The organism is Sphingopyxis sp., from assembly GCF_965279725.1.
GTDB lineage: Bacteria > Pseudomonadota > Alphaproteobacteria > Sphingomonadales > Sphingomonadaceae > Sphingopyxis.
In genome coordinates, this window is record NZ_CBDIIL010000002.1 from 766,941 (window position 1) to 778,669 (window position 11,729).

10 protein-coding genes are annotated in these 11,729 nt (G+C 63.6%); 2 read left to right on the forward strand and 8 right to left on the reverse strand.

Annotation, left to right across the window (positions count from 1 at the left end):
* Window positions 1-57: 57 nt before the first annotated feature.
* Window positions 58-1,710, forward strand: a complete 1,653-nt coding sequence (locus tag ACQY6T_RS08145) for a long-chain fatty acid--CoA ligase (RefSeq protein WP_428630192.1) — start codon at window positions 58-60, stop codon at window positions 1,708-1,710.
* Here ACQY6T_RS08145 and ACQY6T_RS08150 read toward each other — a convergent pair.
* The 3 genes from ACQY6T_RS08150 to ACQY6T_RS08160 all read right to left on the reverse strand — a co-directional run bounded on the left by ACQY6T_RS08150 (window position 1,703) and on the right by ACQY6T_RS08160 (window position 3,298).
* Window positions 1,703-2,170: a DUF3237 domain-containing protein gene (locus tag ACQY6T_RS08150; RefSeq protein ID WP_428630194.1), complete on the reverse strand. Its 468-nt coding sequence runs from the start codon at window positions 2,168-2,170 to the stop codon at window positions 1,703-1,705. The genes ACQY6T_RS08145 and ACQY6T_RS08150 overlap by 8 nt on opposite strands.
* Complete coding sequence (locus ACQY6T_RS08155) at window positions 2,170-2,703, reverse strand: nuclear transport factor 2 family protein (RefSeq protein ID WP_428630196.1); 534 nt, start codon at window positions 2,701-2,703, stop codon at window positions 2,170-2,172. The genes ACQY6T_RS08150 and ACQY6T_RS08155 overlap by 1 nt, the downstream gene beginning before the upstream one ends.
* A 292-nt stretch (window positions 2,704-2,995) precedes the next feature.
* The gene (locus ACQY6T_RS08160; protein WP_428630198.1) at window positions 2,996-3,298 is read right to left on the reverse strand and encodes a hypothetical protein; all 303 of its coding nucleotides are present in this window, start codon (window positions 3,296-3,298) and stop codon (window positions 2,996-2,998) included.
* Window positions 3,299-3,526: 228 nt separating this feature from the next.
* Between ACQY6T_RS08160 and ACQY6T_RS08165 the strand changes: the two genes are divergently transcribed.
* Complete coding sequence (locus ACQY6T_RS08165; RefSeq protein WP_428630397.1) at window positions 3,527-5,422, forward strand: potassium transporter Kup; 1,896 nt, start codon at window positions 3,527-3,529, stop codon at window positions 5,420-5,422.
* A gap of 4 nt (window positions 5,423-5,426) precedes the next feature.
* Here the strand turns inward: ACQY6T_RS08165 and ACQY6T_RS08170 are convergent, their stop codons facing one another.
* The 5 genes from ACQY6T_RS08170 to kdpB form a co-directional block, all read right to left on the reverse strand.
* Complete coding sequence (locus ACQY6T_RS08170) at window positions 5,427-5,582, reverse strand: hypothetical protein (RefSeq protein ID WP_428630199.1); 156 nt, start codon at window positions 5,580-5,582, stop codon at window positions 5,427-5,429.
* A gap of 101 nt (window positions 5,583-5,683) precedes the next feature.
* A complete protein-coding gene (locus ACQY6T_RS08175; protein WP_428630201.1) occupies window positions 5,684-6,406 on the reverse strand; it encodes a response regulator in 723 nt (240 codons plus the stop codon).
* Window positions 6,403-9,072: a DUF4118 domain-containing protein gene (locus tag ACQY6T_RS08180; RefSeq protein ID WP_428630203.1), complete on the reverse strand. Its 2,670-nt coding sequence runs from the start codon at window positions 9,070-9,072 to the stop codon at window positions 6,403-6,405. Before ACQY6T_RS08180 ends, ACQY6T_RS08175 begins: the two co-directional genes overlap by 4 nt.
* Window positions 9,069-9,659, reverse strand: coding sequence for a potassium-transporting ATPase subunit KdpC (gene kdpC / locus ACQY6T_RS08185; RefSeq protein WP_428630205.1), 591 nt, complete (start codon window positions 9,657-9,659; stop codon window positions 9,069-9,071). Before kdpC ends, ACQY6T_RS08180 begins: the two co-directional genes overlap by 4 nt.
* Before the next feature lie 10 nt (window positions 9,660-9,669).
* Window positions 9,670-11,718: a potassium-transporting ATPase subunit KdpB gene (gene kdpB, locus ACQY6T_RS08190; RefSeq protein WP_428630206.1), complete on the reverse strand. Its 2,049-nt coding sequence runs from the start codon at window positions 11,716-11,718 to the stop codon at window positions 9,670-9,672.
* Window positions 11,719-11,729 lie beyond the last annotated feature (11 nt).

Here is an 11,729-nt window from a genome sequence, read left to right on the forward strand (position 1 = left end):
GCCGGTCGCCGTCTGGGCAATCGTCCGGCCACCAAGTCAATGAAAGGGAGAGTGTTGATGAACGGCCTGATGCAGGCGCAGCAGCTGACGACGGCGATGCTGATACGCCACGCGGCGATCAATCATCCGCGACGCGAGATCGTTTCGCACGGCGCCGATGGTTCGCTGACGCGGTCGGACTGGCAGACGGTCGAACGCCACGCCCGCCACATCGCCGCAGGACTAGTGGATCTTGGCCTGCGTCCCGGCGATCGTGTCGCGACGCTCGCGTGGAACCGTCTGCCGCACCTCGAACTTTATTATGGCGTCAGCGGCGCGGGCATGGTGCTCCACACCGTCAACCCGCGTCTGTTCGCCGAACAGATCCGCTACATCATCGACGATGGCGGCGCGCGCGTGCTGTGCGTCGATCCCGATCTGGTTGCGATCGTCGAGCCGATGCTGGGCGACCTGCCCAAGATCGAGCGCGTCATCATCTTGAGCGATCAGGCCGATATACCTAAAACCGGTATCGCCGACCCGATTTCGTACCAGAGCCTGACCGGCGGCCCGCGCGCTATCACCGAATGGCCCAACATCGACGAAAATATGGCGAGCGCGCTCTGCCATACAAGCGGCACGACCGGCAATCCCAAGGGCGTGCTCTACAGCCACCGCTCGACGGTGCTCCACGCGATGAGCGCCCTCGCGAACGACAGCATGGCGCTCGGCGCGGCGGACTCGATCCTCGTCGTCACCCCGCTGTTCCACGTCAACGCGTGGGGCATCCCCTATTCGGCGGCGATGGCGGGGTCGAAGGTGGTTTTGCCTGGGGCGGCGCTGGATCCCGTTTCGCTGTTCGAGCTGATGCGCGACGAAGGCATCACCTTCTCGCTCGGCGTTCCGACGATCTGGTTCGCTTTCCTCGACCATCTCGAACGCGAACGATCGCCCGAAGATAAGACTGCGCTCAAGCTCAACCGCATCTTCACCGGCGGCGCGGCGACGCCGCGATCGCTGATCGAACGGTTCCGCAGCCTGCTTGGCGTCGAAACGATGCAGGCGTGGGGGATGACCGAAACCAGCCCCGTCGCGACCGTCTGCCGCCCGCTCGCGCATCACGCCGACCTTCCGGACGCGGCGCAGATCGACCTGCGCGCAATGCAGGGCCGCGCGGTATTTGGCATCGAGTTGCGCATCGAGGACGAGGATGGCCAGGAATTGCCGCGCGACGGCGAGGCGGCGGGGCTGCTGAAGGTCCGCGGCCCTTGGGTGCTCAATGCCTATGAAGGCCAGCCGGCGGGCAGCGCGCTCGACTCGGGCGGCTGGTTCGACACCGGCGATGTCGCCAAGATCGACCCCGACGGCTTCTTGCAGATCACCGACCGCGCCAAGGACGTCATCAAATCGGGCGGCGAATGGATTTCATCGATCGATCTCGAAAATGCGGCCGTCGCCCACGCCGGGGTCGCCGAGGCTGCGGTTATCGGCGTAGAACACCCCAAATGGCAGGAACGGCCGCTGATGCTCGTCCGGCTGCATGCTGGCGCGGCGTGTACGAAGGACGAGATCATGGCCCATCTTGCCGACAAAGTCGCGCGCTGGTGGCTACCCGACGACATATTGTTCGTCGACAACCTGCCGCACACCGCAACGGGCAAGCTGCTAAAGACCGAACTGCGCAAACGTCACGGCGATCATTTCGCCGCGGCCGCGGTCGCAATCACTTGATCGCGAAGACGTGATACTCCGGGCCGTCGTCGGTGCGCATGCCATTGGCGACGGCCACCACGCGGTTCAGCCAATCATAGTCCGGATGCGATGTAACGAAGCGCGGTGTCGTCCGGAGATACAGATCCTCGTACGGTCCGGGTTCGCGCCGCTTGAAGCGCTCCGCCGCCTCGGGCGAGGTTGGCACGGTCAGCCCGGTATAATGCATCGCGATCCGCGCCCCGTCGTCGGTTTCTAGCGAGGTGCGCACATCGATGATCATCGTCCCGTCGGCGCGCCAGGTCACCCAGTCCGCCCCGTCGGGCATCACCCGCCCGCGCAGGCGGTCGCCCTCGAACGTGCCGCCATGCACCGGAAATATGCCCAGCCGGCTTTCGCCGCCAATCGCCTGCGCCTGATCATAAGCGACGTTCAGCCGCATCACGAACAAGGGCTCCCACGCGAGCGTCTCAATACCCATCAAATTTCCTCCTTCGCTGCGGCGCCGAAAAGGCCATAGACCGGATCGTCGGGCCAGCACGAGCCGATAGGCTGGCGACGCCCGAACCGCTCGGCTTCGCTCGCCTTCGGCGCAGGGCGTTCCTCGACCCAGTCGAACACGACGATGCGGTCGGCGACGCGCCATTCGTCGCCGCGCTTTTCGAACCGGTCGACATAGCGCCCTGCCATATGCACTTCGACAAGCGTGCCGTCGGCGCCAGGCTGGCGCTGCAAGGCCGTAAAATAGCTTTCGACCGCCGCCTCGGCCCCACGCAGTTCGATCAGGATATTATGGATCTGGTGGATTCCGCGCTCGATTTTGGGCAGGGCCTCCATCGCCCAATCGACAAAACCCGACGCGCTGCCACGATAGGCGCCGTGCGTGTCGGTTCCATCGGGCCAATAGGACGAGCGAAGCAGCACCTCGTCAACGCGGTCGATCCCTCGGCAATAACGATACAGACAGTCGCGGATCATCTCGCGATCCCAGAGCTGGACGATTTCAGTTTCCATGACCTGCGCTCCCGCATTTTGTATTTGTGGACTGTGCCGTAGCGGACCGTGTCGTTGAAATCGCGCAGGTCGCTATACGCCATTATCCTATGGGCGATGGGCCTGCCGCAAGAACGGCGACCGTGATGATGATTTTCATAAATTCCTCTTGAAAGCGCCTCGGCCGGACATGGCGGACGCTCGCGAGGACGCTCAACTAGATCAGTGCGGCGTTGGAAATCAAAAGCGATAACGCCCCGACCGCATAGTGTTTTCGCTATGCGGTCTGCTGGTTTCGATCGCTGGCTAACCGCTACAAATCGAGTTCGATAATCGTCGGCGCTTCAAAGTTGGATGAGGGCAAGCGCCGCCAGCGCTCAGAAACCTCGACGGTTTCCCAGAGCCCGGGACCGACAAAGAGGAGCGCGCTCCCTGCGCTACCACAGATAAAAACGATCGCAGAGAGGAGCATCATGAACGACGTTGCATCCCGCGCCGAGGTGGTGAGCGCCATTTGATGAAGCCGAACGGCGGCCAACCAGCCTACCGCGAGCAGGGCGAGGCCGCCGACGCGCAGGCCCAGGTTGGCAGCAAGTGTTTCATGCCATTTCTTCATGTCCGACCTCCTATGGGAGGCCGTCCAATTACGCATCGGGGCGTAGGAAATCGAGATCGGGAAACGCCGTCCAGCGTAGAGATTCCATATGATTGCCCGCCAAGAGCAGGCATCGACCGTCAATCATATGGGATTCATATGGAGATGCCGCGCTTCCGACATGGAGATCATATGGCGTTCCATGTCATTGCCACCGAATTCAAATATGTGGGACGTTGATCGATGAGTATGAAGAGTGGAAGTGCCGAAGCCGAACCGGATGCCCACGGCAAAGCGCGCCTTCCGACTCTTGCGCTTGGCGCCCTCGGCGTCGTTTTCGGCGATATCGGCACCTCGCCGCTCTATGCGCTGAAGGAAAGCTTCGTCGGGCATCATCCGCTGACTGTCGATAATGTCCATATTTATGGCGTCCTGTCGCTGATCTTCTGGACGATGATGCTGGTCGTCACGGTCAAATATGTCTTCATCGTCATGCGCGCCGACAATGACGGCGAAGGTGGGAGCATGGCGCTTCTCGCGCTCATTTCCCGGACGCTCGGCGAGACGCGCTGGACGCCGGCGATCGCGATGCTGGGTGTCCTGGCAACCGCGCTCTTCTACGGCGATGCCATTATCACGCCTGCGATATCGGTTCTCTCGGCCGTCGAAGGCCTGACGGTCGTGCAATCTTCGCTTGGCCGGTTCGTGCTGCCGATCGCGATCATGATCCTGATCGGACTTTTTCTGATTCAGCGCTTCGGAACCGAAAAGGTCGGTACCTTGTTTGGCCCGATCATGGCGATCTATTTCATCGTCCTCGCCGTGCTCGGCGTTACCAACATCGTCGGGCATCCCGAGATACTTGGCATCATCAACCCACTCTGGGCGGTCCGATTTTTTGCGCTTGATCCGCAACTCGCCTTCCTTGCGCTTGGGTCGGTGGTGCTTGCCGTGACAGGCGCCGAGGCACTCTATGCCGACATGGGGCATTTCGGGCGAAAGGCGATCAGCATCGCCTGGCTCTATGCGGCGCTGCCATGCCTGATGCTCAACTATATGGGTCAGGGCGCACTGCTCATCGACAATCCGGCCGCGGCATCGAATCCCTTTTTCCTTATGGCACCCGAATGGGCGCGCCTGCCGCTTGTCATCCTGGCGACGCTCGCGACGATCATCGCGAGCCAGGCGGTCATTTCGGGGGCGTTCTCGGTGACGCGCCAGGCCGTCCAGCTCGGCTTTCTGCCGCGCCTGCGTATCCTCCACACCAGCGCCTCGACGGTCGGCCAGATCTATGTGCCCTTCGTCAACTGGACATTGCTGGTGCTTGTGATCGCCTTGGTGCTTGGCTTCCGCAGTTCCAGCAACCTCGCGGCCGCTTATGGCATAGCGGTGACCGGAACGATGGTTCTGACCGCCTGCATGCTCGGAATCCTGACGTTCAAGGTCTGGCGCTGGCCTCCGTTGCTGGCCGGTGGGGTCACGGGCCTCTTCCTCCTCATCGACGGCGCATATTTCGCATCGAACGTCACGAAAATTCCGGACGGCGGCTGGTTTCCGCTCCTCGTGGCAGCGGTCGCATTTGTCCTGCTCACCACATGGTCGACCGGACGCAAGATCATGCGCCGCTACCTCCATCTTGGTGCGATGGATCTAGACCTGTTCGTCAAATCCACCGCCACGTCGGTGAATCGCGTTCCGGGAACGGCGATCTTTCTTTCCTCGTCGGCGGAAGGGGTGCCGCCGTCGCTGCTCCACAATGTGAAACATAATAAGATCTTGCACGAGCGCGTGGTTATATTGACGGTCGTCACCGAGGCCGTGCCGCACCTCGCGCCCGAAGACCGTATCGAGGCGATCGATTTGGGCGCTGGTTCCTATCGCGTGCGGCTGCGCCACGGCTTTATGGAGGATGTCGATATCCCCGCCGCGCTCAGCGGCTTCGATCGCGCCGGCGGGCCGATCAACAGCTTCGACACCAGCTATTTCCTGAGCCGGCAGACCCTCATCGCATCGAGCCGCCCCGGCATGGCGATCTGGCGCGAGAAACTGTTCGCCTGGATGGTGCAAAACGCCGAAAGTCCGATGGAGTTTTTCAAGCTTCCGAGCAACCGTGTCGTCGAACTTGGATCGCAGGTAGAAATCTGACGGGTCAGCGCGTGGCGTCTGCGAAAAATGCGACCAGCGCGACGACGCTGCACATATAGATGGTCAACAGCAAAGGCCCCTGGGCGCCGAGCCAGTCGACGATGCGGTCGCGCACGCCGGATGGCGCCCCATGATGCCGGTCGATATCATTTTTGTTCATCGCCCCATGTAGGCGAAGCGGCCGTTTGAATTCGAGAGCGGGAAAGCGCTGCCCGCATAGAGATTGCATATGTTTGCAAACCCTGCGCCGGTGCCGGCGCATTAACGAGCCCCCTCGCCCGCTTCGGCAAGATGATCGCCCAGCCGCAGCCGATAGCCGATACCCAGTTCGTTGCAGATGATCTGCGGCTGCTGCGGATCAGCCTCCAGCTTTTGCCGCAAGGTCCGCACGAGCACGCGCAGATATTCGACATGATGCTCATGCTCGTTCGGCCACACCTCGCGCATGATCTGGTTATGGGTGATCACCCGGCCCGGGAACCGCGCGAGCTGGGCGAGCACGGCATATTCCTTGGGGGTAAGATGCACCTCCTTGCCACCCTTGGTCACCGTCCGTGTGATCAGGTCCATCGTCACATCGCCGACCGAAAGGGTCAGGTTTCCGCCGTCGCGGGTCAATCGGTTGCGCAGTGCCACGCGCACGCGTGCGAGCAGCTCGTCGGTGTCGAACGGCTTGGTCAGATAATCGTCGGCGCCCAGATCGAGCGCCGCCACTTTTTCCTCAATCGCATCGCGCGCCGATACGACGATCAACGTCGTGTCGGACTGCTGCTTGAACAACGGAACCAGCTCGAGTCCATCGCGGTCGGGCAGCCCGAGATCGAGCAGCGTGATATCGGGCCGCTCGTCCCGCAGGCGCTCCATCGCCTCGCGGGCATTTTCGGCTTCGACGATCGCATAATCGGCGCGCGCCAGCGCGGCGTGAATCAGGCGGCGAATATGCAGCTCGTCATCGACGATCAGAACCTTGTGACGCACTTTCATGGGATGTCCTTGTCGATCAGATGCGTGATGATCAATGCTTCGGAAATGCGGATGGTGAAGCAGGCGCCGTGCGGTTCGGCGTTGTTGCTCGCCTCGACCGAGAGCCCCATCGCCTCTGCAAAACCCTTGACGATCGCCAGGCCAAGGCCGGTGCCATGTTTCACCCGGTCGCTTCCCTCAAGCCGCGTAAATGTTTCAAAAACACGCTTCTCGTTTCCTGGTGCGATGCCCGGTCCCTGGTCGATGACTGAGAGCAGAATCGCATCGGCGGTGCGATCTGCGCGGATTGCGATCGGCGTGTCGGGATCGGCATAGCGCCCCGCATTGTCGAGCAGGTTGATCAGGCAATGGTGAAGCAGGACCGGGTCGACGCGGACGAACGGGATATTCGGCGAGATATCGATCTTGACCTCGTGACCCGCAAGCGATGTCCGCGTGTCGTGCGCCGCGCTCGCAGCGGCGTCGAACAGTTCGGTCGCCTCGATCTTCATCGGCAAGGCGCCCGCTTCGACGCGCGCCATGTCGAGCAGGTTCGACACGAAGCGGTTGAGGCGCAACGCCTCGGTCTCGATCGTCTCGGCCAGCTGCGGCGAGGGATGATGCCGGATTTCCTGCGCGGCCGAGAGGATCGTCGTGAGCGGGGTGCGCAGATCATGGCTGACCGAGGATAGCAGGGCGGAGCGCAGCCGGTCGCGCTCGTCGACCCGCTTCGCGTGATGCGACTCCTCCTCTAGCTTCATCCGATCGAGCGCAATCGACGCCTGATCGAGCAGGCTCATCAGCAACGGCACCTGATCGGACCGCACCGGTTCGCGCGCGTCATCGCGGGTGAGCCCGAGCACGCCAAGCACGCCGCGTGTCGTGCGCAGGGGATGGAACAGCCAGTCCGACGCGGTGAGCGTCGACGATCCGCGCCCCGCGGGCTGCTCATTGTCCATCGCCCATTGCGCCGCGGCGCGCTCGATCTGCTCTAGCCGGTCTTCGGGCGGCACCGCGGCACGCAGCATCGGGCCATCGGCGGACGGCAAAAGCAGCGCCGTGCGGACATCAAGCAGACGCCCGACCTCGGCGCAGATTGCCTGCATCAGCGTGTCCTGATCGGGGGCTGCGATCAGCAACCGCGAAAAGCTGGCGAGCGCCGCATTCTGCCGCGCGCTCGATTGCGCGAGATCGGCCTGCGCCCGCACCCGCGCGGCAAACTGGCTGGTCACCACCGCGACCCCGAGCAACACGAGAATGCTGACGACATTTTCCGGATTGTTGACGGTCAGCGTCCCGGTCGGCGGCAGGAAGAAGAAATTATAGGCTAGGCTGGACGCAAGGCCGGCGAAGAGTCCTGCGCGCAGGCCGAAAGTCGCGGCCGCGAACATCACCGGCACCAGATAGAGCAAGGCGATATTGCCAAGGTCGATCGCCTCGATCAGCAGCCGGCCCAGCGCCGTCATCGCCACGACCATCGCCAACGACCACATATAGTCCGACGTCTTGCCCCAGCGGCCGGGGACGGCAATAGCGCGGCGCTGAGCCGCCTTCGCCTCGGGCTCCCCCGGCAGGACATGCACCGCGACGTCGTCGATCGTCCGCACGAGCTGATCGACAACCGAGCCATGCCGCATCTCGAACCACCATGGTCGGGTTGATTTGCCGATCACAATCTGGGTCGCCCGCGCATCGCCGGCAAAACTGCGCAGCCCTTCGACGACGCTCGCCGCGGGAACCGTCGCGGTGGCGGCGCCAAGCCGCGAGGCGAGCGCGAGCGTGTCGGCGAGCTGCCGCCGGTCGTCGTCTGACATCTGCTGGCTGCGCCGCGTTTCGATATACACCGCGCTCCATGGAGCCCTGAGCGCGTCGGCAAGGCGTTTGCCGGCGCGAACGAGTTCGGCGGCGACCGGCAGCTCGCTGACCGCAACGACGATCCGTTCGCCGACGGCAAAGCTGCCGGCCAATGCATGGCTGCGCACATGGTCAAGCATCTGGGCGTCGACCGCCTGCGCGGCGCGGCGGAGGGCAAGTTCCCGCAGCGCGGTCAGGTTCGACTTGGAAAAGAAATGGGTGAGCGCGCGGCTCGCTTCCTGCGGGATATAGACTTTGCCGTCGCGGAGGCGCTCGATCAGTTCGTCGGGCGGGATGTCGACGACCTCGATCTCGGCATTTTCGAGAATCGAATCGGGCACCGTCTCACGGACGCGAACGCGGGTGAACGAGGCGACGACATCGTTCAGGCTCTCGACGTGCTGGATGTTGATCGTGGAATAGACGTCGATGCCGGCGGCGAGCAATTCCTCGACATCCTGGTAGCGCTTCGGGTGCCGGCTGCCCGGAGCGTTCGAATGGGCGAGTTCGTCGACGAGGACAAGCCGGGGACGGCGTTCGAGGATCGCGTCGATGTCCATTTCGCCAAGACTATGGCCCTGATGATCGACGTCGCGGCGCGGAATGATCTCGTGACCGTGAACCAGCGCTTCGGTCTCGCGCCGGCCATGAGTCTCAACCACGCCGATCACGACATCGACACCTGCCTCGCGCCGTTGCCGCCCGTCGGTCAACATTTCCCACGTCTTGCCGACCCCGGGGGCGGCGCCGAGAAAGACCTTGAGACGGCCACGGCCTTCCTGCGCCGCCTGGCGCAGGAAGGCCTCTGGTGATGGTCGATCTTTTTCTGTCACGCGGCAGGTTTAGCGCCAAATGTATCGAGTCGTCGATTGAGCTTGAACACATTCACGCGCGGTTCGCCAAGAATGCCCAGGAACGGCTTGTCGATGCTCTCTTCGACAAGCCCGCGAACCGCCGCCGGGGCAAGGCCGCGCATACGCGCCACCCGATCGACCTGATAGAAAGCGGCCTCAGGCGTGATGTCCGGGTCAAGCCCCGAGCCCGACGCGGTCACCATGTCGGACGGGACGGTCTTGCCCGGTTCGGCGGTCTTCAGTTTCTCGACATCGCCCTTGACCCGGTCGACGAGCGCCTGCGACGTCGGGCCGAGGTTCGAGCCCGACGAGGCGAGCCCGTCATAGCCTTTCCCCGCCGCGGAAGGACGCGTATTGAAATAGCGTTCGGACGTGAACGCCTGGCCGACGACGGTCGAACCAACGACTTTGCCGTTCTCCTCGACAAGGCTGCCGTTCGCCTGGTTGGGGAAGAGCGTCTGCCCGATGCCGGTGAGCGCCAGCGGGTAAGCAAGACCGAGAAGCAGTGCAAAGAGCAGCGTCATAACGAGCGCCGGACGCAGCGAGCTGATGAAATCCTTGTTCATTGTCATCTCCTCAGACAAGACCCAGGCCGCCGACCGCAAGGTCGATCAGCTTGATGCCGACAAAAGGTGCCACCAGGCCGCCGAGGCCATAGACGGCGAGGTTGCGGGCAAGCAGCGGGCCCGCGCCCATCGGCTTGTAGGTGACGCCCCGCAGCGCGAGCGGCACGAGCAGCGGGATGATCAGCGCGTTGAAGATGATCGCCGACAGGATCGCGCTCTCCGGGGTCTTCAGGCCCATGACGTTGAGCACACCGAGCCCCGGATATAGCACGATGAACATCGCCGGGATGATCGCAAAATATTTGGCGACGTCGTTGGCGACCGAGAAGGTCGTCAAGGCCCCGCGCGTCATCAACAATTGCTTGCCGAGGCCGACGACCTCGATCAGCTTGGTCGGATCGCTATCGAGATCGACCATATTGCCCGCCTCGCGCGCCGCCTGCGTGCCGGTGTTCATCGCTACGCCAACGTCGGCCTGCGCGAGCGCCGGCGCGTCGTTGGTGCCGTCGCCGCACATCGCGACGAGGCGACCGCCCGCCTGTTCTTTGCGGATCAGCTCGAGCTTGTCCTCCGGGGTCGCCTGCGCGAGGAAATCGTCGACCCCGGCCTCGGCGGCGATCGCCGCGGCGGTGAGCGGATTGTCGCCGGTGATCATCACGGTGCGGATGCCCATCGCGCGCAGTTCGCCGAAGCGTTCGCGAATGCCCGCCTTCACGATGTCCTTGAGGAAAATCGCCCCAAGCAACTGGCCATCCTTCGCGACCGCGAGCGGCGTCCCGCCCGCGCGCGCGATCTCGTCGGTGATCCGGCGCAGTTCGGTGGCGGCGGCGGTGGTCTCCGCTTCCGGATTGGCTTTCAGGATCGAATCCACTGCGCCTTTCTGAATGACGCTGCCACCGATCTTCACCCCCGAAATGCGGGTCTGCGCGGTGAAGGCGATGATCTCGGCGCCCGCGGGCAGGTCGGCCGTCGTCTGGCCAAACTTCTCACGCGCCAGCACGACGATCGAGCGGCCTTCGGGGGTTTCGTCGGCAAGGCTCGCCAGCAGCGCCGCCTCCGAAAGGACCGCCATTGACTGGCCGCCAACCGGACGGAACTCGGTCGCCTGCCGGTCGCCGACGGTGATCGTGCCGGTCTTGTCGAGCAGCAACACATCGATGTCGCCCGCCGCCTCGACCGCGCGGCCCGATTTCGCGAGCACATTGAAGCGCACGAGGCGGTCCATGCCGGCAATACCGATGGCGGAGAGCAGCGCCGCGATCGTCGTCGGGATGAGGGTGATGAGCAGCGCCGCGAGGATCGCGACGGGGATGCCGCCGCCCGCATAGCTCGCAAAGGCCGGGATCGTGCTGACCGCGATCAGGAAGATGATCGTGAGGCCGACGAGCAACAAGGTCAGCGCGATCTCGTTCGGGGTTTTCTGCCGTTCGGCGCCTTCGACAAGCGCGATCATCCGATCGAGGAAGCCCTGCCCTGGATTGACCGTCACCTGGACGCGGATTTCGTCGGAGATCACGCGCGTGCCCGCGGTGACCGCCGAGCGGTCGCCGCCCGCCTCGCGGATCACTGGCGCACTTTCGCCGGTGATCGCCGCTTCGTTGACCGACGCGACACCTCCGACGACGTCGCCGTCCGACGGGATCAGGTCGCCGGTCTCGACGAGCACGATGTCGCCGACCCGCAGCGCGCTGGCGGGAACGCTTTCATACGCCTTGCCTTCGCCAGTCAGCTTCTTGGCGGTCAGTTCGGCCTTTGTAGCACGCAGCGAGGCGGCCTGCGCCTTGCCGCGGCCTTCGGCGAGCGCTTCGGCGAAGGTACCGAACAGCACCGTCAACCAGAGCCAGACGACGAGTTGCAGCTTGAAGCCGGGCGCCAGCCCGTCCTGCCCGACAAAGAGCAGGACGGTAAGCAGCAGCGCGACGACGGCAGTGGTGAACATCACCGGATTGCGGATCAGTTCCTTTGGGTTGAGTTTGCGGAACGCGTCGCCGATCGCCGGGACGATCAGATCTGCCGTGAACAGGGATTTGGTTTCGGACGCACGGGTGGACTGGGCCATGTGCATGGATC

Excerpts from the sequence above, each read along its gene's own strand:
- ACQY6T_RS08145 (WP_428630192.1), top strand. The coding sequence starts at position 58 with ATGAACGGCCTGATGCAGGCGCAGCAGCTGACGACGGCGATGCTGATA.
- ACQY6T_RS08150 (WP_428630194.1), bottom strand. The coding sequence starts at position 2,170 with ATGGGTATTGAGACGCTCGCGTGGGAGCCCTTGTTCGTGATGCGGCTG.
- ACQY6T_RS08155 (WP_428630196.1), bottom strand. The coding sequence starts at position 2,703 with ATGGAAACTGAAATCGTCCAGCTCTGGGATCGCGAGATGATCCGCGAC.
- ACQY6T_RS08160 (WP_428630198.1), bottom strand. The coding sequence starts at position 3,298 with ATGAAGAAATGGCATGAAACACTTGCTGCCAACCTGGGCCTGCGCGTC.
- ACQY6T_RS08165 (WP_428630397.1), top strand. The coding sequence starts at position 3,527 with ATGAAGAGTGGAAGTGCCGAAGCCGAACCGGATGCCCACGGCAAAGCG.
- ACQY6T_RS08170 (WP_428630199.1), bottom strand. The coding sequence starts at position 5,582 with ATGAACAAAAATGATATCGACCGGCATCATGGGGCGCCATCCGGCGTG.
- ACQY6T_RS08175 (WP_428630201.1), bottom strand. The coding sequence starts at position 6,406 with ATGAAAGTGCGTCACAAGGTTCTGATCGTCGATGACGAGCTGCATATT.
- kdpC (WP_428630205.1), bottom strand. The coding sequence starts at position 9,659 with ATGAACAAGGATTTCATCAGCTCGCTGCGTCCGGCGCTCGTTATGACG.
- kdpB (WP_428630206.1), bottom strand. The coding sequence starts at position 11,718 with ATGGCCCAGTCCACCCGTGCGTCCGAAACCAAATCCCTGTTCACGGCA.